Annotated in this window: 22 protein-coding genes; 9 read left to right on the forward strand and 13 right to left on the reverse strand. The window is 59.6% G+C overall.

The window, feature by feature from the left end; all coding sequences use genetic code 11:
* Positions 1 to 115: 115 nt before the first annotated feature.
* The 3 genes from IF803_RS23680 to IF803_RS23690 form a co-directional block, all read right to left on the reverse strand.
* Positions 116 to 1309, reverse strand: a complete 1194-nt coding sequence (locus IF803_RS23680) for a hypothetical protein (protein WP_028343862.1) — start codon at positions 1307 to 1309, stop codon at positions 116 to 118.
* Positions 1310 to 1444: 135 nt separating this feature from the next.
* The gene (locus IF803_RS23685; protein WP_016841709.1) at positions 1445 to 1996 is read right to left on the reverse strand and encodes a hypothetical protein; all 552 of its coding nucleotides are present in this window, start codon (positions 1994 to 1996) and stop codon (positions 1445 to 1447) included.
* A 314-nt stretch (positions 1997 to 2310) separates the two neighbouring features.
* Complete coding sequence (locus IF803_RS23690) at positions 2311 to 2631, reverse strand: DUF736 domain-containing protein (RefSeq protein ID WP_018270286.1); 321 nt, start codon at positions 2629 to 2631, stop codon at positions 2311 to 2313.
* Between the two features lie 576 nt (positions 2632 to 3207).
* Between IF803_RS23690 and IF803_RS23695 the strand changes: the two genes are divergently transcribed.
* The 6 genes from IF803_RS23695 to IF803_RS23720 all read left to right on the forward strand — a co-directional run bounded on the left by IF803_RS23695 (position 3208) and on the right by IF803_RS23720 (position 7103).
* A complete protein-coding gene (locus IF803_RS23695; RefSeq protein ID WP_155258731.1) occupies positions 3208 to 3468 on the forward strand; it encodes a hypothetical protein in 261 nt (86 codons plus the stop codon).
* Between the two features lie 362 nt (positions 3469 to 3830).
* Entirely contained in the window at positions 3831 to 4085 is a 255-nt protein-coding gene (locus IF803_RS23700; RefSeq protein ID WP_016843182.1) for a hypothetical protein, read from the forward strand.
* Positions 4086 to 5026: 941 nt separating this feature from the next.
* Positions 5027 to 5194, forward strand: a complete 168-nt coding sequence (locus tag IF803_RS23705; RefSeq protein WP_155258730.1) for a hypothetical protein — start codon at positions 5027 to 5029, stop codon at positions 5192 to 5194.
* A 613-nt stretch (positions 5195 to 5807) separates the two neighbouring features.
* Complete coding sequence (locus IF803_RS23710) at positions 5808 to 6263, forward strand: Hsp20 family protein (protein ID WP_016843181.1); 456 nt, start codon at positions 5808 to 5810, stop codon at positions 6261 to 6263.
* Between the two features lie 77 nt (positions 6264 to 6340).
* The gene (locus IF803_RS23715; RefSeq protein ID WP_016843180.1) at positions 6341 to 6838 is read left to right on the forward strand and encodes an Hsp20/alpha crystallin family protein; all 498 of its coding nucleotides are present in this window, start codon (positions 6341 to 6343) and stop codon (positions 6836 to 6838) included.
* 70 nt (positions 6839 to 6908) lie between these two features.
* Positions 6909 to 7103: a hypothetical protein gene (locus IF803_RS23720; RefSeq protein ID WP_035633041.1), complete on the forward strand. Its 195-nt coding sequence runs from the start codon at positions 6909 to 6911 to the stop codon at positions 7101 to 7103.
* On the opposite strand, the gene IF803_RS23725 is transcribed toward IF803_RS23720, so the two are convergent.
* Positions 7078 to 7509: a response regulator gene (locus tag IF803_RS23725; protein ID WP_016843179.1), complete on the reverse strand. Its 432-nt coding sequence runs from the start codon at positions 7507 to 7509 to the stop codon at positions 7078 to 7080. The two genes, IF803_RS23720 and IF803_RS23725, sit on opposite strands and share 26 nt — an antisense overlap.
* Positions 7510 to 7735: 226 nt before the next feature.
* Here IF803_RS23725 and greA point away from each other — a divergent pair, with 226 nt between their 5' ends.
* Positions 7736 to 8215: a transcription elongation factor GreA gene (gene greA / locus IF803_RS23730; protein WP_028343859.1), complete on the forward strand. Its 480-nt coding sequence runs from the start codon at positions 7736 to 7738 to the stop codon at positions 8213 to 8215.
* 88 nt (positions 8216 to 8303) lie between these two features.
* Here greA and IF803_RS23735 read toward each other — a convergent pair whose 3' ends face one another.
* The 7 genes from IF803_RS23735 to rpoH form a co-directional block, all read right to left on the reverse strand.
* The gene (locus IF803_RS23735) at positions 8304 to 9401 is read right to left on the reverse strand and encodes a trypsin-like peptidase domain-containing protein (RefSeq protein WP_461193627.1); all 1098 of its coding nucleotides are present in this window, start codon (positions 9399 to 9401) and stop codon (positions 8304 to 8306) included.
* Between the two features lie 133 nt (positions 9402 to 9534).
* Positions 9535 to 9867, reverse strand: coding sequence for a hypothetical protein (locus IF803_RS23740; RefSeq protein WP_016843176.1), 333 nt, complete (start codon positions 9865 to 9867; stop codon positions 9535 to 9537).
* A gap of 138 nt (positions 9868 to 10005) precedes the next feature.
* Positions 10006 to 10461, reverse strand: a complete 456-nt coding sequence (locus IF803_RS23745; RefSeq protein WP_038375292.1) for an Hsp20 family protein — start codon at positions 10459 to 10461, stop codon at positions 10006 to 10008.
* A gap of 527 nt (positions 10462 to 10988) precedes the next feature.
* Positions 10989 to 11321 carry a hypothetical protein gene (locus IF803_RS23750; protein ID WP_129964896.1) on the reverse strand — a complete coding sequence of 111 codons (333 nt, stop codon included), beginning with the start codon at positions 11319 to 11321 and terminating at the stop codon, positions 10989 to 10991.
* 197 nt (positions 11322 to 11518) lie between these two features.
* Positions 11519 to 13141, reverse strand: a complete 1623-nt coding sequence (groL, locus tag IF803_RS23755) for a chaperonin GroEL (RefSeq protein WP_016843172.1) — start codon at positions 13139 to 13141, stop codon at positions 11519 to 11521.
* A gap of 35 nt (positions 13142 to 13176) precedes the next feature.
* Positions 13177 to 13491 (reverse strand): co-chaperone GroES, encoded by a 315-nt coding sequence (groES, locus tag IF803_RS23760; RefSeq protein WP_038375291.1) that lies wholly within the window; start codon positions 13489 to 13491, stop codon positions 13177 to 13179.
* Positions 13492 to 14052: 561 nt separating this feature from the next.
* Positions 14053 to 14943, reverse strand: coding sequence for an RNA polymerase sigma factor RpoH (gene rpoH, locus IF803_RS23765; RefSeq protein ID WP_016843170.1), 891 nt, complete (start codon positions 14941 to 14943; stop codon positions 14053 to 14055).
* A 457-nt stretch (positions 14944 to 15400) separates the two neighbouring features.
* On the opposite strand from rpoH, the gene IF803_RS23770 reads away from it, so the two are divergent.
* On the forward strand, positions 15401 to 15832 hold the full coding sequence (locus IF803_RS23770) for a hypothetical protein (protein ID WP_050999402.1): 432 nt from the start codon (positions 15401 to 15403) through the stop codon (positions 15830 to 15832).
* 602 nt (positions 15833 to 16434) lie between these two features.
* Positions 16435 to 16653, forward strand: a complete 219-nt coding sequence (locus IF803_RS23775; protein ID WP_051448167.1) for a hypothetical protein — start codon at positions 16435 to 16437, stop codon at positions 16651 to 16653.
* Between the two features lie 324 nt (positions 16654 to 16977).
* On the opposite strand, the gene IF803_RS23780 is transcribed toward IF803_RS23775, so the two are convergent.
* Together IF803_RS23780 and IF803_RS23785 are read right to left on the reverse strand one after the other, a co-directional pair.
* Positions 16978 to 17157, reverse strand: a complete 180-nt coding sequence (locus IF803_RS23780; protein WP_016843164.1) for a hypothetical protein — start codon at positions 17155 to 17157, stop codon at positions 16978 to 16980.
* A gap of 1099 nt (positions 17158 to 18256) precedes the next feature.
* Complete coding sequence (locus IF803_RS23785) at positions 18257 to 18424, reverse strand: hypothetical protein (protein ID WP_016843161.1); 168 nt, start codon at positions 18422 to 18424, stop codon at positions 18257 to 18259.
* Between the last annotated feature and the right edge of the window lie 61 nt (positions 18425 to 18485).

Raw genomic sequence — 18485 nt, forward strand, 5'->3', positions numbered from 1 at the left:
CCGGCCCGCGACGGACATCAACGTCTCCCCGAGAGGCAGCGCCATCCCCGAACTGGTGAGCCGGAAGAGCGCAGACAAGCCAAGCCGGAGAACGGAATCCCCGGCTTGGCCGCAATTACGCCACGCGGTCGAGCAACTTCTTGGCCTTGGCCTCCATGTCCAGGCGGACATCCTGATGCGGCCTGTCGCGCGCGACGGCGGTGATGCCCTGCACGAAATCGAAGATGCTTTCAGGCGGGCGGCCTTCCTCCGCCAGCACCGCCTCAATCACCTTGCCTGTCTCGGCCTTGGAGAAGCCGCGGCGGCGCAGAAACTCGGTGCGATCCTCGTCGCTGCGTGCCACGATCCGCTCGCGGGCGGCCTTGATGCCGTTGACAAAGGGCATGGGTGAGGAGTCGGCGAAGTTCAACAGTGCCGGGGCTGCCTCGTGAGCAAAGCGGGAGGCTGCGTATTTGGAATGGCGGATGGTCATCTCCTCGAAATCTTCCACGCCCCACAGATTGCGATTCTGACAAACCGCACGAAGATAGAAGCTCGCCATGCCGAGCGTCTTCGCGCCAACTTCCGAGTTCCAGCAATAGAAGCCTCGGAAATAGAGGTCGGGCGAGCCGTCCCGGAGACGACCGGCCTCGATGGGATTCAGATCATCGACCAGAAACAGGAAAACGTCCCTGTCCGACGCGTAGAGGGTCGTCGTGTCCTTGGAAATGTCGACGCGGGGATTGTAGATGCCACTTGACCAGTCGAGCGCACCAGGCACCTTCCACCGTGTATCGCCTGTGCCATTGCCAGCGATGCGTTGTACGGCCTCAACCAGCTCGTGGTCGTAGATCCGGCCATAGTCGGGACCGGTGACAGCGCGAAGCTCGATGCGGCTACCCTCGGTCTCGAGCGTTTTGATCTGCTCGACCCGATTGTCGGTCAGGCCATATTGCAGGTTGATTGCTGCGAGTGCCGCGGGGAGCTGCCGCAGGTAGGTGGCCGGAGCGCCAACCTGGCTTGCAAGCTGGCCGAAGCTCCAGTGGGTCGGGGCGAGCGGCGTGTCCAAGCCGGGCAGCATCAAGGCCAGGCGCTCAGGATCGGCACGGTTTGCCTCGACATGGATGAGCGCGCTTTCGACCACGCGCGTCCGGCTGCGGTCCGCGCGATCGCGCACCGTGCAGGCCAGTTCGTTGAGCGACAGATAGCGCTCATCCGCCGGACGACAGAACCACTCCGAGGACACCCGACCAATGCGCTCGCCGCGGCTCACATCCACTCTGTAACCGAAACTGGCGTTGCGGCTGGCATCAACAATCTGCGTATTCATGGGAGCAATCTCCATGACGGGCGCCGGAAGACTCTCCTCCGACCCTCAACCCGTCATGGCCAAGGCCGCTCCCCTCTGCCTCTCCTGTATCATCGGTCGCCAACGGCAACGTCCAAGACGCGCGACCAAGGCCTTCTACCAAGACCCTTGACCAAGACCCTTGACCAAGACCCGCGACGGCGGCATCCGCCGCGTCGCAGCTTCCGTCAGGGATGGAAGCCCGAAGGGTGAAAACCCGGCGCAAGCCGGGGTTTCAGCGCCAGCCGACAGCCCGGTCCCGCAGGGAGGCGGCAATAACTCAGCCAACGCTTGACAAGACATTTTGAACACGAGTGGCCAAAAGTCTGACGTCCCTGGCAGATTGTTGCGGACGCGATGCCGTATCGAATTCTGCCCGGAGTTCGCGAACTGGAGTTCGGTATCGACGGCATCGACATAGGAGATTTTGTCCGCCGTGGGCAGATTGAGTTCGGGTCCCAACAGCCATTTATAGAGAAACCAGATGCGACGCGTGTAGAGCCCGATCGGCGTCTGCTTCACAAGCTCCGCAATCTCCTCCCGCACGGCGAGGAAAAGCCGCTTCAGGATGGCGAGCTCTATTGCTTCGTTCTTGAGCGCAAAAGTCAGATTTCTCTCAAGGGTCGCGGCAGGCGCATGACGCGGCGTGTAGATGCGCCATCTTCTCACAGTCGAGCGCGAGCGGCCGGCTGTTTGCGCTTTTGCAATTCGAGGACGAGAAGGTTCTTGCCCAAAGCCAGGCCCGCCTTCGCCGACTCGCTCCGCCTCGCAGAAGGCCGCGCTTATGCGCGCACAGGCGGCGACGAACGCCCCCGTGTTTGAGGCCGCTAAGACGCGCGCAAAACCTGGGCGGGGCGCCGGCGCCGGAGGAGCCGGCCCAGATCGATCCGTGCAACCTATCCAACAGCGAGATATTCTCGCTGGCTCGCGCAGAAAAACGAACCCCGCCCAATAGTCTGAGCGGGGCTCTGAAGGATCGAGGCTCACTCGCCGTTCTTGCGCGGGCGCGACCACAGCAGCGTGTAGCCCTCGCCGCCTTCGTCGTCGAACAGGTTCGCGTAGATCGGTGCGTTGAACGAGGGGTCGTCGAGCTTGAGCGAGAGGTAATCGCGGCCCTCTTCGGAGCGCTTCGACCAGGCTGCGCCGATCTCGGCCCGGCCTACATAGATTCGGTGGCTCGGAGCGTTGTCGTTGGAGCGGTTGGTCTCGGCGACGATGCGGACGCCCTTTGCCTGCAGGCTCAGGGTGACAATCTCGCCCTGGAAATCGTTGCCCAGCTTCTTGAAAGAACCGATGTTAGCCATGTCACTTCTCCTGTTGTGTTTCGAGCCCGCGACCACCGCGGCCTCGATGGCGATCTAAAGGCCGAGGACGATCGGCGACGCACCCGTTCGGGCCGGAGCGCAGCGGAGGACGGCGTTGAGGCGACTTTCTTGTCTCGCGAGGAATGGGCGAAGCCCAGGGGAAGAAAGTCGCATCAACGGCGTTGCGGCTCAGACGATCGAGGCGAAGCCGGTCTTCGGCCAGATCAAGCCATCAAAGAGGCCACGTGCGTCCGCGTGCTGAAGCGCAATTTCAAGGAGAAGATTGGCCAATTTCGGTTCAGCTGCACAAGATGTTGGAACGATTCAGCGAAGAAATAGAAACGATCTGCTGCAAAGGGCGGTATCGTCCGTGAACGAACATCGAGAGCGCGCAATCCGCCACCGCGACGAGTGGGCTAGGCCGAGATTGCTGCAGCCTGGTCGAAGCGCACCGAAGAGGCGGATTTGCTTCTCGTTCTCGTCATCTTGACCCCGCATTCAACGAACCGATCTACCCGAACTTGTTCGACGAGGAAGGAGACGAATGATCATCCCTCGCGTGTGGCGGCCGTGAGAATGGTTGAGACGGCTCCGCCAAGTCTAGCCGGCTCGAACGGACGGCTCACCGCAAGCAAGCACAGTCAAGCGCGTCCGCGTCCTGCCGCCAACACGAAACGCGCCGAGGCAAGCGAAGGCAGCCCGGCAAGCATTGCGATCTGGGGCAGGCAAAACATCTGCCTCTCGATGGCCATCTTCCGTTGGACGGTTTCGAATTCCGAGCATGAGCAGCTCGCCATTGCCCAGACCAACGAAAATCCACGTTGCCAGAGAAATTAGGCCTATTAGCCAGCGCGCTGAAAGACGCTTTCGTCAAGCCGCTTGAGCGACAGGCCCAGACCTGCACGATCCCGGAAGAGCAGCCTGATACCACATAAAAAACGGCCCCGGGAACGGCGGACTGATAGTCAAACTGCAGAAATCGCTTGAACCTCACGCCACGTCAGGGCGTAGCCTGGAAACCGTCGGCAGATCCTGATGACGCGAAGCATCGGATCGGGACGTCACACAACCAAATGACAGAGCTGGTTCGGCGTCATCGTGAGTATTGCGCCGTTCGTACCCCTCAACGCGAAGCGAACGGCGCAGCCGCATTAAGCCAAAATCGCTCCCTCGCAAGCAATTCGATCCAGGAGACATGGATGAAATTAGCGAAGACCTCTGTAATCGCATGCGGCATTTCCGCTTTCCTCGCATACTCCGTCATTGTGCAAAGCCTCGCCACCGACGCCAGGGCTCGCAAAGGCATGCAAGACAGGAGCGTACAGAGCGGCATGAGTGATGATGACGATTCTTTGCCCAAACTCAGGACCGCGGGCGGGAAAGTGGGCAGGAAATCGACCAAGGGCGCGAAGAGTGCAGCCGGCGGCAACGCACCGGACAAGGAGACTGATTGATCCGCAACCAGCAGCACACCGGTGGGTGGGAAGCGACTGACGCGAGGCCGTGTCCGGGTAACCCTCCACTCGCACCCGCTGGCCGGAGGTTCAGCCGCACCAAGATGAACTGTGACGGTCGTCGATCTTCAAGGAATACGACAAGGACGAAGGTTCAGCCATTTAACTCGCGCGTTTGCCGTGGCCGCCCGACGGAAGCCATGAAACTAACCCTGATCAATAGCAGCGCAACGGCCGCAATGCTCAACTGCCCGATCGAAGAGGAGCAGTTGCAAAGGCTGAACGGTGACCCGATGCGATCGTTGTGCACGATAGCATTGGGTACTGCCCTCCGATCTCGTACGACCGCGTCAGGTTACCGACATTCATGTTCGGAAGCCGCCCGAGGAGTTGGCTGGCGCGGCGTGAAAAAGCACAACTTTTTGGTCTCTCGTCGGTTCTTCACGGTCTGGCACGCCGGTTGCTGAGTGATGCACGGCTTGGTTGCTCAATCACGACCTCCTGAGGCCCAAGCCGCTTCGTAGCGCAACTCGTGCGGGCGGATCTCCCGCCGCCCGCACGTTTTTCATGGCTTCGACCTGGCGCCGCGCTTCATGAGCTTATGTTTGCCCCGTGAGGAGGCTGCGCGCGCCCGTCTGGCACGCGAGTTGCTCGGAGGAATACGGCTTGGCCCTCATGTATCGCGCCCCCCAGAGATGGCCAAGCTTCCACCCAGACTAGCGCGGGTGGTCCCCCAAGCCGCTCGCGCGACTTTCCATTCGCCGCGGGTCTGCCGAGATCGGGCCCGGCGAAACGCTGTGGAGATTATCGGCATGATCCGTGGAGAGCTTTAGAATCGCTAAAGCAAGCCGCTCATAGACCAGCCACTCACAGTTGCTCACGGAAACGCGTTGTGATGGAGAACGGAGTGGACGTCCGATGCATCTTAAGTATTCAATACCGTGGGCGCAGCAGCAGCATTAGCGATCGGCGCGCACGATGCTCTCGATGTTGCGCCGAACGTCGGCATCATGCTTGGCGCATTATTGATTGTCGCCTTTCCGGCATCGGTGATCGCTAGCCTTTTAAGTTGCTGTCAAACCGAACGGCGCGATGACAGAACCGGTTGATGATCGCCTATTACTCTTAGATTTCTGCCGGCTCGACCGACATGGCTCCGCCGGCGCAGCGCTATGCCCCCCGGCAGGAGCCTTCGTTCCGAGATCTCACGATGCGCGGCTCTCGTGACTGTCCGACACCAGGGCTATTTGTCGCGGTCTTCCGCTCAGCCGCGACCGAAGGTGGGAGTTTCATCTCCAGGAGCTGCGCGCGCGACATACCAAACCGGCCAGGAGATCCGATGGTGACGCCGAGCGCGGCGAAGCACGGCGGGTCACTCCCGAAAAATGATTCCAGAAGCGCCGTGTCGATCACGTCGTTTTGGACTGCTGCCATGGTCACTTTCGTTGGCGAGTACCTTTGGAGGAACCGGCTGAGACGCAGCAGGACGGCAGGAAGTCCTTCCACATTCGCCTCAGCCGGATCCGACAAAAACATGGGTGCGGCACTGCCGCTTTCGCAAGTGCCTGGAAGGCCTTGAAACGATACGCCCCCCTTCTAATTTTATGGGTAGCCACGCAGTAATTGCACGGCACAATCGGGCGCCTGCTACGGGGCGCGTGCAGGCACCCGGCAAGCGTCCTGGGTGCTCTTATCCATGTTGCTCAAAAGGAGGATATGGCTATGACCACGCTTGATCTCGCTCCCCTGTGGCGATCGACGGTTGGATTCGATCGTCTGTTCGACCTTCTCGCGGACTCCGGCCGATGGACCGGCGCGGACAATTACCCGCCCTACGACATCGAACGTGTCGGTGAGGACCACTACCAAATCACGCTGGCTCTTGCCGGCTTCCCGCCTGACACGGTCTCCATCACGGCCGGGCAGAACACACTGACCGTTGAGGGTCGCAAGGCCGACAAAAGCGGCCATCAATATCTCTATCAAGGCATCTCTGCGCGCCCGTTCCGACAGATCTTCAATCTGGCCGAGTACGTGCAAGTGAAGGGCGCCTGGTTCGAGAATGGCATGCTCAAGATCGATCTGGTTCGGGAGGTTCCCGAGGCGATGAAACCGCGCCAGATTGCGATCAACACAGGTGCTGATCACCAGAAAGATGAGAACAAGCATGCGGCGTAACACCGCCTGCTCACAATTGAATTTTGCGGCGAGGCTTTATCGCGTCGCGAATTTTGGAACAAAGAAGGAGAAAATCCATGGCTATCACCGATCTGCCCCCCTGGGGCCGCGGTCGTGATCTGACCACCCGTCGCTCCGAAAACTACAATCCGGTTCTAACCCTGCACCGGGAGATGAACCGGCTATTCGATGACGCCTTCCGCGGCTTCGATGTCGCGCCATTTGGCGGCAGCTTTCTCGAGCAGTCGATGAATTGGCCGAGCATCGAGGTCAACGAGAGTAACCAGGACGTGAAAGTCACGGCGGAGTTGCCAGGTCTCGACGAGAAAGACGTCCAGATCGAGCTCGCCAATGGCGTTCTCTCGATCAAGGGAGAGAAGAAGACTGAGACGGAAGACAAGGATCGCAGGTTCAGCGAGCGGTACTACGGCAGGTTTGAACGGCGCATCCCGATCGAAGACGTGGACCAGGACAAGATCTCTGCTGCGTTCAAGAACGGAGTTCTGACTGTCACCATGCCAAAGCTGCCGCAAGCAGAATCCAAGGTGAAGCGTATTGCGATCAACTCGAAATGACACAAATCGATGGGAGCGGTCTCCGCTCCCGTCCTATTTCCAATAAGAGCGGGCGGGGGTGTGCCCGACCATGGACACAAAGCGGAAATCCAGTTTTGCAGGCGCTGCGGATGTTGTTGCGCATGCAAAGATCGCGGCTCAACACATCGAGGAACTGAAAGTCGCCTGTGCGAATGGAGATAAGAGCGCGGCCCGCCGTTCGCTGCGCCAGGCTATCAGCGAACTCGAGCTGGCGCGCGCTATGGTGCGGACCGGTATTGATTGAGTCCGCGCGGATTTGGCGCTGCGTCCGAGTCAAGCAGACGGCTGGTGCGTAGCATCGCTTCCAGCTTGGCTGAGAGTTCCTGGGAGAAAAACGGCTTGCTGAGGAGCAGACTGTCGTTCATGTGTTTGCTAGGCTTTTCGATGAGATCTGGATAGCCACTGCAGTACACGATCGGCAAGCCCGGCTGCTGCCGTTGAAGCTCAAGTCCGACGTTGAGTCCAGAAACGTCGGGCATCGCCAGATCAATAATCGCCACATCGATTGCTTGATGAGAAAGGGTCGACAGCGCGGCATCCAGATTATCAGCCGCAATCGCCTGGTATCCGAGATCGTCAAGCATGTTCCGTGACGTTTCGCGGACGCTCGCGTCGTCGTCCACAGCAAGGATGTACTCCCGTGCGCCCATGCAAGGAGTGCCCAATTGGCTCATACAACTGCACTGGTCGATATTCGCACGGCAAACCCGTAGACCTGCGACAACCCAAGTTCCGTTCCCTTGTCGGGCTCCTTGGACCGGGCGGTCCTTGGAACAGGTAAAGGCCAGCATAGTTGCCAGCCCATAGTACCGAGATAGGTAGGCCCGGCAGGCGACCGCGGCCGCTCGCGGTGCTCTCACAAGGCGGTCCGAATTGATGCCAACCCTCCCCATGACTGCGGCCGGTCATGCCGCCCTTAACGACGAACTGGCCGACCGCACTAGAATCAAGCGGCCTCATCTTGCCGAGCGCATTCAGCAAGCGATTGCCGACGAGCCCAACCTTATTGAGAATTCGGAATATCAGGCTGCGTTGGGCGAGCAAAGGCTCAACGAAGCTCGCATAGCCGAGTTAGAAAGCAAGCTTGCACGTGCAGAAATCATCGAAGTGTCAAAGCTCTCCGGCGAGACCATCAAATTCGGCGCGACGGTCACACTGACGGACCAGGATACGGGCGAGGAGCGAATTTGCCAAATCGTTGGCGAGCCGGAAGCCGACCCGGCAAAAGGCAAGATCTCGTTCAGTTCCCCGCTCGCACGGGCGTTGATAGGCAGGTCCAAAGGGTCAGTCGTAGCCGTCCAGACGCCAGGCGGTGACAAGAGTTACAAAGTTGAGCAAGTAAGATGGCTGCCCTAAAAGCAGAGGGGCTGGGCTTTTGAGCCAATACGTCTGCCAGAGCATGAATTTGGCAGTCGACCGGCCAGATTGTCTTGAACCTTTTGCATCAATGCAGCAGGCGAGTGGATGTGCTGCTTGCCTGGACAGGCGGAGCAACTTTCACGACGGCGGAACTGGTTTGACCGCCCCGCACGATGGTGAGCTTCACATCTTGACCGACACGCGCCAGGCCGATCTTGTTACGAAGTTGCGACGCGCTGCGGATCCGACGGTCGTCTGCCATGACAACAATATCGTCCTTCCGCAAGCCGGCCCTTGCAGCCGGAGAGTCTGCCGCGACCTCTGCGATCACCGCGCCTTCGTTGCGCCCTTGTTTGGTCGACGGTTGGAGTTCGCGCAGTGAAACGCCAATGCGGCCTCGCTCAACGTGTCCCTTATCTACAATCTGCTCCATAACGATCCGGGCCATATTCGCGGGAATTGCAAAACCGATCCCGACATTCCCTCCGCCCGGCGAAATGATCGCGGAGTTGATGCCGACCAATTCGCCGCGGAGATTCACCAATGCGCCGCCGGAATTTCCCGGATTGATCGCAGCGTCGGTCTGGATGAAGTCCTCAAAGCCTTCCTTGCTCAAGCCAGTGCGACCCAGCGCACTGACCAGGCCGGACGTGACGGTCTGGCCGAGTCCAAAGGGATTGCCGATCGCGAGCACGAAATCTCCGACCTCAAGCGCATCACTGTCGCCGAAAGGAAGCGCCTGAAGGCCGGCAGGGTCTTGGATCTGCAGCACTGCAACGTCAGTTGGCGCATCGCGCCCGATTACCTTCGCAGTTAACTGCCGGCCGTCCTTGGTCGTGATCCGAACGACCGAGGCGCCTTCGACAACATGATTGTTGGTCAACACATAGCCGCGCCTGGCATCGACGATGACTCCCGAACCGGTCGAATTGATTTCCTTCTCGACCTGCTTGGGAATGTCGAAAAACTCACGAAAGAACGGGTCGCGGTAAAGCGGATTGTCCTCACGGACACGGCCGTGCACGGAAATATTAACAACCGCGGGTGTCACCTGTCGAACTACCGGCGCCAATGTTGGCACAGAACCACCCGTCTTCAGGTCCGGCACTTGGGATATAGCCGGTGAAGTCCCGAACAGCGCCACAACCAGAAGCCATGCCAATATTGTTCGCTGACCCAACATTCCGATCACCCTTGCGTGCTTGTGGGATCGTCAATCTGAGGCAGACGCGTTCCTTCCAATGCTAGGAGCGGAATTGCCCAGGCTGCTGCGGCATGGCCAAGCAGCACGATCGCTAGAACGGCTTCCGTGACCATCACAGCGCCCTCCGCTGTGCGGCGGCCCAGGGCCGCCGCAGCCGCATGGGGACGCCACCGCCACTGGGCGGATCATCATCGTCGTCTCTGTCGAGTTGCCGCAACGCTGCCAGTATGTCGGCCAACTTCACAGCGTGGCCCATTCCGGGGACCTCCCGCATGCCGGGACAGGATTCCACGGCGTACATATCCGACGCCCACGAGGACAGGATGATTCGCTTCTCAGGCGTCGAGAGCTCAATGTCATTCAGGACTTCCGCCGGAGAAATGTAGCGAGCGGCGGGGTGGAAGAATGGGTGCAGATCGCCGCCGTCGATTTTTACGTTAGTCATGGCTCGCCTCCCTGTTCACTCCTTTCCAGGGGATGGTGCTCGTGATTTGGGTGGCGGCGTAGTCGATGCGCCACCCACGTTGAGATGAGATCGGTCAGGAACGTCCGATGACATCGCCGGTCCACGGATCGAAGCTACCTAAGCTGCCTTCTTCCGCTCAATTTGCGACGAAGCAGCCGTTGCACCGATCTGGATCTTGCGCGGCTTCATCGTCTCCGGAATCTCTCGAACGAGATCAATGGTCAAGAGACCGTCCCGGAAGGATGCCTGCTTGACCCGGACGTACTCGGCCAGACTGAAGACTCTCCGGAACGGTCGCGCCGGAATACCTTGGTAGAGATACCGCCGCGCATCCCCGTCGGACGTCTTGCCTTCGATCGTGAGCGCATTTTGCTCCGCCGTCACGGAGATGTCACTAGCGCCGAAACCTGCTACGGCCAGCGTGATTCGATAGTGATCCTCACCGGACCGCTCGATATTGTATGGCGGATAGCTATCCTCATTCGGCCGGCGCGACATGCCGTCGATGAGGCCAGCCAAGTGATCGAAGCCGACGCTGGTGCGCCACAGTGGCGTAAAATCAAGTGTCCTCATAGCCAAGTCCTCCAAAGAGCAATATGGATACGAAGCAAGGCAGGATCGGAGTTTCGATTATCGTCGAACACCCCCGGTCCAGCCTCGTCGAGCCCGGCCTGGCGCTCGACATACCGCAGTCGCGGTCGAGAAACGAATTAGAACTGACACTCGTGAATTCAAGAGGCCGTGCGCTTTTTTCTGACCGAACCTCGCCTGGCGGGTCAGCGACTACGCGGCCAAGCGATCCGGGTAAGCACCCTGGCGTAGGACATCCATCACTCGCTGCTCTCGCTCAATCCGGGCTTGATAGAGCTGCCGCCTTGCTCGCTCCTGGCAGTTGAGAGCAGGCGCTCGTAGTGACCGATCACCTTCAGACAACCTCGGATGAGGAAGTCGCGGACGGCAAGCTCAACTGTTGCTTGAGGTTGCATCAGAGTTCCCGCGCACGGAATGCCTCGCCGAACTCAGCCCGGACATGAGTGCCGCTCGCTCTTGACGAGATTGCGTAAGGTAGGGAGCGGCCTTCGCGGGCCGCTCTCTGAGGTTCAGCTTGTTGCCGCCAGTCCCGCGGGATGGGGCGACGGTTGCGGCCAGATGCCGGTCGGCGCGGAGGTCGGCGGCAGCAAGATGTCGATCTTCATCGTTGCCGCCGCGGGCTGCCATTTCAGCCACGGCATCGTGTCGAGATACGGGATTGGCGGCAGTGGCAGTCCAGTGAAGGTACCCTGTGTGGCCTCGGCTCCCCGCGGGCTTTCCACGCCGTAAGCACCGAAGGCCGCCAGAGACATTGCGCCGGCTACTACTAAAGCAAGCAGGCTTCGCCGCAGATTGCGGTTGGTCTCCGTCCGGTCGGACAACGTATGGTGATAACTCAGCATCTATACTCCTCCCATCGTTCGAAAACAGATCCAGGCAATGGTGACAAAACTCAGGGAGAACATGAACCAATGGATCGTGTCCTGCCTCATCCTGAGCCGACGACGATTAGGCTTGTTCATGGGACACTCCATCTTTGGAAGCGGTCTTCTCTCCTCTCATCGGTGGAGCCCGGCCTTGATCGGCCGGGCTCGGTTGTTCAGAAGTCCATGGCGGGAGCTGCCGAAGCGGATTCAGCCTTCTTCGGCTTTTCGGCCACGAGTGCCTCGGTGGTGATCAGCAGCGAGGCCACCGACGCAGCGTCCTGCAAGGCGGTGCGCACGACCTTGGCGGGATCGATCACACCGGCTTTCACAAGATCCTCGTACTCGCCAGTTGCCGCGTTGAAGCCCCAGTTGTAACTCTGGTGCTCCAGAAGCTTGCCGACAACCAGTGAGCCGTCTTCGCCGGCGTTCTGCACGATCTGCCGAGCCGGCATCCGGATGGCGCGACGAACGATGTCGATGCCGGCCTTCTGGTCGGCGTTCGCGGTCTTGATGCCGTCGAGCGCTTCGAGGGCACGCAGGAGGGCAACCCCGCCTCCGGGGAGAATCCCCTCCTCCACCGCCGCTCGAGTCGCATGCATCGCGTCGTCGACACGGTCTTTGCGTTCCTTGACTTCGACCTCCGTCGCACCACCCACACGGATCACTGCGACGCCTCCGGCAAGCTTGGCGAGGCGCTCTTGCAGCTTTTCGCGATCATAGTCGGAGGTCGTCTCCTCGATCTGGAGCCTGATTTGCTGGGCGCGCGCCTCGATATCCTTCTTGGCGCCCGCGCCCTCAACAATGGTGGTGTTGTCCTTGTCAATGACGACCTTCTTGGCGCGCCCGAGCATCTTCACTGTGACGTTTTCCAGCTTGATGCCGAGGTCCTCGCTGATGACATTGCCGCCGGTCAGGATCGCGATGTCCTCCAGCATGGCCTTGCGACGATCGCCGAAGCCAGGTGCCTTGACGGCCGCGACCTTCAATCCGCCGCGCAGTCTATTGACGACCAATGTCGCAAGCGCTTCACCTTCGATGTCCTCCGCGATGATCAGGAGCGGCTTACCGGACTGAACGACCTGCTCCAACAGCGGCAGCATGGTCTGCAAGCCGGACAGCTTCTTCTCGTGAATCAGAACGTAGGGATCCTCGAGTTCGACACGCATCTTCTCGGGGTTCGTGACGAAGTAGGGCGAGATGTAGCCGCGGTCGAACTGCATGCCCTCGACCACTTCGAGCTCGGTGTGCAGGCTCTTGGCCTCCTCGACGGTGATCACGCCTTCATTACCGACCTTGTTCATGGCGTCGGCCAGGAAGCGGCCGATCTCGGTATCACCATTGGCGGAGATTGTGCCGACCTGGGCGATCTCGTCATTGGAGGTGATTTTCCTGGCGTGTGATTTGAGGTCGGAAACGACGGCGTCGACAGCCAGGTCAATCCCCCGCTTCAGATCCATTGGGTTCATGCCGGCGGCGACGGATTTGCTGCCCTCCTTGAAGATGGCCTGAGCGAGCACGGTCGCGGTCGTGGTGCCGTCGCCCGCCAGATCGTTGGTCTTCGAGGCGACCTCGCGCACCATCTGCGCGCCCATGTTCTCGAACTTGTCCTCCAGTTCGACCTCTTTGGCGACGGTTACGCCATCTTTGGTGATGCGCGGCGCACCGAACGATTTCTCGATCACGACGTTACGCCCCTTCGGACCGAGTGTGACCTTCACCGCGTTTGCCAGTGTGTCGACGCCCCGCAGCATGCGCTCTCGGGCCTCGGTTGCGAACTTCACGTCCTTGGCAGCCATTTTGATCTCTCCTTTCCTCTATGACTGTCAGCGCGCTAAGCTGCCTTCTTGACGGTCGCTGTCTTGTCGACAACACCCAGAAGGTCGCTTTCCTTCATGATCAGGAATTTCTCGCCGTCGATCTTGACCTCGGTACCAGACCACTTGCCGAACAGGACACGGTCACCGGGCTTGACGTCGAGTTGAATGAGCTGGCCCTGTTCGTTGCGTGCGCCGGGGCCAGTGGCGACAATCTCGCCCTGCTGCGGCTTCTCCTTTGCTGTGTCTGGAATGATGATACCGCCGGCGGTTTTCTCTTCGGCGTCGAGACGTCGCACGAGCACGCGATCGTGCAAGGGACGGAAATGCATGCACATCCTCCTTGGGTAGGTTCAGCGATGTCCAAAACCGGGTCCATAACGGCCCCCGGGCAAAAATCCACCTAGGAGCGAGGGTTCTACTTTCAAGAGGTTGGAAGAAAATTTTTGCGGCGAAAGCCGGATCGTCGATATTGCTCGCGGCTCGTAACCGGAGAGCATTCTCCTGCGTCCGGAAACGCTCAGCGCACCTTGAGAATTGAAACCGTCAAACCGAGACGTTGTCTCGGCTTCAGAACAACTCTGCGCGGCAAATTGGAGCATCGTCGAAAGGAGGGTAACCAGAGATGTGGAGCTTAATGGTACTTGCTGCTCCAATCGGGATGGTGATCTCGCTGCAGGCGAAAGAAGCGGATTCGTCGCGAGCAGTGCGAAGCTCCGAGGCCACCGTTAAGCAGCTTGTCAGTGATCAAAGCGGCCAGCCCCCGGGCAAGAACAAAGTCCGGCGGCCGCAAGGACCGTGATTTCTCGGCGGGAGCCATCGTGCTTGATATCTGCACCGGCTGCTGATTCATCGATCAGCAGCCGGCCAGCAGTTTCTATGTTCTGCTTCTACTATGCGCTCGCTGAAGCAGCCGCAAGCTCCGGAAGGCGTGCGCACAGCGTCGACTTGATACGCTGCAACGCACGCTGCTCGATCTGGCGGATACGCTCACGCGAAATACCGAAGGTATTGGCAAGATCGTCAAGCGTTCTTTGCTCATCTGCCATGTAACGGGCTTCGACAATGGTGCGTTCTCGCGGAGAAAGCGCACACAGCGCCTCCGAGAGTGCGGCCTTCTGCCGTTCTCGGTCTCCGGCCTCCACGAGCAGGGTTTCAGGATCAGGAGATGAATCTGCGACCCTGTCCTGCCACTGTTCGCCTTCCTCGTCACTGAGTTGAACATTCAGCGTCATGTCGCCACGGATCCGCCCGTTCATCTCGACGACGTCGGTTTGCTTGACCTGAAGATGGTCAGAGATCTGCTTCACCTGCTCCGGCGAAAGCTCGCCATCGTCCGGCGTTCCAAGGCGTCTCTTCAACTTTTGAAGGTTAAAGAACAGCTTTTTTTGCGCCGCGGTTGTGCCGAGCTTGACGAGCGACCATGATCGCAGGACGAATTCCTGTACGGACGCCTTGATCCACCAAGCGGCATAAGTCGCCAGGCGAAATCCCTTCTCAGGGTCGAACCGCCTGACGGCCAGCATCAATCCGACGTTGGCTTCCGAGATGAGGTCGGCGATGGGCAATCCATAGCGCCGATATTTCAGCGCGATCTTGGCAGCCAGTCGTAGATGGCTCGTCACCAGACGGTAGGCAGCTTCGCTATCCCCGGCATCCCGAAGACGCCTTGCATACATCACTTCTTCGGAGGCATCTAGCAGCGGGAAGCTACGGATCTCGTGCAGGTACCGGGACAACCCGGCTTCCGAATGGATAGCGGTGAGGGCTGACTTGATTGACATGACTTGCCCTCCTTCATAAGCCGTCGCCGCTCTTGAGTTCTAACGAGCGGCCAGACGGAAGATGCAGCTGCGAGACCCCGCCGAGGCGAGTAAGGCTGATCGGCTGCCAAGCGACAATACGGGTCGTTTTCATATCCAAATCCTCCACGGAGCAAAATGGTACGAGCCGCCGTGTCGCCTGGCTTAGCTGGGCCATGAGGCGCCCAGCGACACTCGGGCCGGCGGCGCCAAAAGAACTACGAAACCAACAGGTTGTTCCTCGTATCAGCTAGCCAATTCGTCGGAAGCCATACTGCCGCTGCCCGATGAGGCGGAGGAGGAGCCCGACGCCTCAGGCGGCTTCCGAGTGCTCAGTCCGTCAAGGGTTCAAACACCTCGTAGACTTGGGACATTCCGAACCTTGGCCGAGACGTATACCTATCGAAGTCGGGTAGCGGTGCGGCACGGCTAAGTTTAAATGGATTGCGCCGCCGGCGAGGCGCTCATCCGCGAGGCCGACGATCTGCTCTGCCAGAGCTGGAACAAAAAGATCTGCGCCGACGGCGGGCCCGGTCGACGCATCGCCGTCGATCGACCAGGCCATCAAGCCGGCTATCCGTGGCTCGAAATCAATTGCTCGCGGTGCAAGACACCGCTCGCGGTCGCGCCTAGCCGCGCTGCGCCACGTTCCGACCACCAACGTGCGCGATCTCGCCGGTCGCCTGCGCTGCGTGAAGTGCAGTACGGCGGGCAAGCGGCCGGCCGCGGAGCTGCTGCAGCTGTGGCGGCGCTGCCCGACCGGAGATGCGACGTGACCGAGCTCACGCGTCGGCGCGACAGAGCCGCAGCCGGGCAGAAATGGAACATCCTCTATAGCGACGTCGTCGTTGGCTCAATCGGGCTGCGCTGAGGCCAAGTCGTCATGTCATCACGAGAGGTAGGACGCTCAGCCGATCAGCAGCCAACTTACGCTGACGATGAGCGCCACAAACGACATTCCAGCGAAGCTGAGAAAAGCCCTATTCAACACCAATCTATGCGATCGAAGCTGGACATGGATCGCCGGCAGCGCCATTCCCGCAGATAAGCACGTCAGCGAGGGTGACTCAGCTTTGGGGGCCTAGAGGCCGGTGCTGAGGCCTGTCACCGTGATGAATCGGGACGTGACCCGAGGCGTGGAAGCTAACACGGCTGTCAGAAGTTGCTAGTTTTTCCCGCGCGATCCGACGAAGCTAGTTTTAGTACGCTCCTGTCCAATTGCCACGCGTCAGGCTAGGAACCATCGCGAGGAGATCAGCGTCTAATTGGCGCTTCTGGTCAGCCAAGGTGCCCCCGACTGCCAGAGGAAAACCCGTATCGTTCGGGTTAGCGGCCCCCGGTGGGGGCCGTTTTCAGTTCGCCGCGAAAGCCGAGTGGTGCTTGTCCAAAGTTGATCGTCACGATTCACATAGTTCAATGCCGCGCGCTCCATCCTTCGAACTAATCGACGCGCTCGTATTTCGCAGATGGTGGATGCAGATGGAATTTACTGGACGCCCGATGCGGGGACGTTTCCTCGTTCGGCAGGGTGGCAACGGATGGATGGTCTACGATAGCGAACTCAAAGGACCGGCGCAGATAGAAAAGAACGGCGCGTTCGCCGAGAAGCTGACAAAAGAGCAGGCTGAGACTTTGGCGAAGCTGTTTACGACTCGCGACAAAAAAGACCCCAGCTCCCGGGGAGAGTGCTGAGGCCGGCAAGTAGTCCCACGTGGTTACTCAACGTCGTTGGACTGCTGCTTGTTCCCCGAAGCGAAACGGCCCCAGCGAGGTGCCAGCCGGGACCGCTCCAAACTGATCGAGAATATGCCCCGGGTCTTCGGGGGCAAGAGCCGGGGTCCTGAAGGCGCTGGCGAAGTCTAGCGGCGTTACGAGGCAGGCCGCGTAAAAGCTGGCGCGCAAGCTGCACGGCGGGCTGTCCGGTCGCTGCCTTGCGAAGCGCCTTTATGGCGAGCGCAGCATGGTCGGCGGCTTCATCGTTTCCAGCCTTTCTAATGTGCTCCAGCGTAGGTAGTCTCACTTGATTTCTGGAGGGCTTGGTTTCGGCAAACCATATTTCGCCGCACGCATCTCTGCCAGATGTCGGTATGCCGAGGCTTGCTTTAACAGCTCTGCCTTGAACGCTCCATTCTGCTCAGTGACCGCTAACTTCTCGAACTCAACGGCGCGTTCCAAGTATTCCGTAAGCATCTTCATGATTGAAAACAATCCCGCGAGCGCCCTGACAGCGAGCTTCGCGCTTCTGAACTAGGTAGTCAATCACATCGACGCGGAGAGTAAATCGAGCTTGTACCTTCAAATTAGTCATTTTAGCTTTCGTTCTGCGACCCAGTCAGACAGGGCGTTTGCCCGAACTAATAGCAGCTGGTCCACTTGTGCGTCGGAGAGGCCGACGACCGCGATCATGTGCTGGACCAGAGGATCTGCGCGGCGGATTTCGGTCGCGAGATCCGACTCGTCCTGGACGTTCGCATTCGCCGCGATCACTACCTTGAGCCGCGGCCCATGTGCCGAGCTCGTCAAAGGCCCGTTTCAAGCCGAGTTCGGTGCAGGAGGACGGCACCGGCGCCGGCGGATTAAGAAATCCAATCACCGCCGGGTCGTCGTCGGCGATCTGCTCGGTCACCATCGGCGCCAGCTGCTCACAGACAAACCATCCAACGATGATACCATCGCTGTTTCGCTCTACAAATCCCATCAGCTTTATCCCTCCAACGGATCGAACCATCCGCGGGTAAAGCAGCGGTAAGACGTGCTCGCATTGGATGATCGCGCGGCAATCTGCGCTGATGTATCAATCCAAATGCGCAGATCATTTGCGTTGCCGGAAGTGGTGGTTGATGCTTCCAAACCGTTCCCGCCGACAGAATAGCTAGGTGCGCTGTCGGTAAGGCCGGTTTCGTGCGTTCATTAAAAGGTGTTTTGCGTGGGATTCCCCGCAATGATGTTCACCAGAGTTTGCATCCTAACGCCGGTCGGACAACTGGCGAGCGAAAAGGTCCGCAACGTCGTCCCGACAGTCGCGTTTATATCCGGCGCTGAACCAGGTCAGAAACATTTTCTACCTCGCTGCAAAAGTCGCCGCATGACCTGATGGTCGACATAGCTCTCGAATGCCGCTGCGAACTCGACCGTCTCGCCTTCTTCGATCGTTTTGTGATCTCCGGAAATCGCCCCGATGGGATTTATGTGGATCTTCCGGTTCAGGTTCAGAGATTAGGTGGTCGCACAGCTGCGAGCGTTGGCCGAGGGCTAGCGGAGTCCTAATCGTTTCGGGACTGGAATTTAGCCCTTGCTAGCAGCTAGGGCCAATCGAGTTTACTTGGCTTTCGTCGACGTCACGACCGGCAGCACGCGCCTCGATCGTCGCGATATCGGCATCGACCGGCAGCTGGATCGGATCCGTGGTGCGCTTGCCGCGGCCATCGCCATTGCGGCGGCCGTTCTCGTTAAGTGCGGTCAATCGCGCCGATCTCCTCGAGCCAGGGCAAACCGCGACCGTATCCTGCGATAGGTCGCAATCC

The sequence above is a fragment of the Bradyrhizobium sp. UFLA06-06 genome, assembly GCF_054820065.1.

What these genes read in the sequence shown, in the direction of transcription:
- IF803_RS23680 (WP_028343862.1), bottom strand. Translation starts at nt 1,309, where the DNA reads ATGAATACGCAGATTGTTGATGCCAGCCGCAACGCCAGTTTCGGTTAC.
- IF803_RS23690 (WP_018270286.1), bottom strand. Translation starts at nt 2,631, where the DNA reads ATGGCTAACATCGGTTCTTTCAAGAAGCTGGGCAACGATTTCCAGGGC.
- IF803_RS23695 (WP_155258731.1), top strand. Translation starts at nt 3,208, where the DNA reads ATGGTTGAGACGGCTCCGCCAAGTCTAGCCGGCTCGAACGGACGGCTC.
- IF803_RS23700 (WP_016843182.1), top strand. Translation starts at nt 3,831, where the DNA reads ATGAAATTAGCGAAGACCTCTGTAATCGCATGCGGCATTTCCGCTTTC.
- IF803_RS23710 (WP_016843181.1), top strand. Translation starts at nt 5,808, where the DNA reads ATGACCACGCTTGATCTCGCTCCCCTGTGGCGATCGACGGTTGGATTC.
- IF803_RS23715 (WP_016843180.1), top strand. Translation starts at nt 6,341, where the DNA reads ATGGCTATCACCGATCTGCCCCCCTGGGGCCGCGGTCGTGATCTGACC.
- IF803_RS23720 (WP_035633041.1), top strand. Translation starts at nt 6,909, where the DNA reads ATGGACACAAAGCGGAAATCCAGTTTTGCAGGCGCTGCGGATGTTGTT.
- IF803_RS23725 (WP_016843179.1), bottom strand. Translation starts at nt 7,509, where the DNA reads ATGGGCGCACGGGAGTACATCCTTGCTGTGGACGACGACGCGAGCGTC.
- greA (WP_028343859.1), top strand. Translation starts at nt 7,736, where the DNA reads ATGCCAACCCTCCCCATGACTGCGGCCGGTCATGCCGCCCTTAACGAC.
- IF803_RS23735 (WP_461193627.1), bottom strand. Translation starts at nt 9,401, where the DNA reads ATGTTGGGTCAGCGAACAATATTGGCATGGCTTCTGGTTGTGGCGCTG.
- IF803_RS23740 (WP_016843176.1), bottom strand. Translation starts at nt 9,867, where the DNA reads ATGACTAACGTAAAAATCGACGGCGGCGATCTGCACCCATTCTTCCAC.
- IF803_RS23745 (WP_038375292.1), bottom strand. Translation starts at nt 10,461, where the DNA reads ATGAGGACACTTGATTTTACGCCACTGTGGCGCACCAGCGTCGGCTTC.
- IF803_RS23750 (WP_129964896.1), bottom strand. Translation starts at nt 11,321, where the DNA reads ATGCTGAGTTATCACCATACGTTGTCCGACCGGACGGAGACCAACCGC.
- groL (WP_016843172.1), bottom strand. Translation starts at nt 13,141, where the DNA reads ATGGCTGCCAAGGACGTGAAGTTCGCAACCGAGGCCCGAGAGCGCATG.
- groES (WP_038375291.1), bottom strand. Translation starts at nt 13,491, where the DNA reads ATGCATTTCCGTCCCTTGCACGATCGCGTGCTCGTGCGACGTCTCGAC.
- rpoH (WP_016843170.1), bottom strand. Translation starts at nt 14,943, where the DNA reads ATGTCAATCAAGTCAGCCCTCACCGCTATCCATTCGGAAGCCGGGTTG.
- IF803_RS23770 (WP_050999402.1), top strand. Translation starts at nt 15,401, where the DNA reads ATGGATTGCGCCGCCGGCGAGGCGCTCATCCGCGAGGCCGACGATCTG.
- IF803_RS23775 (WP_051448167.1), top strand. Translation starts at nt 16,435, where the DNA reads ATGCAGATGGAATTTACTGGACGCCCGATGCGGGGACGTTTCCTCGTT.
- IF803_RS23780 (WP_016843164.1), bottom strand. Translation starts at nt 17,157, where the DNA reads ATGAAGATGCTTACGGAATACTTGGAACGCGCCGTTGAGTTCGAGAAG.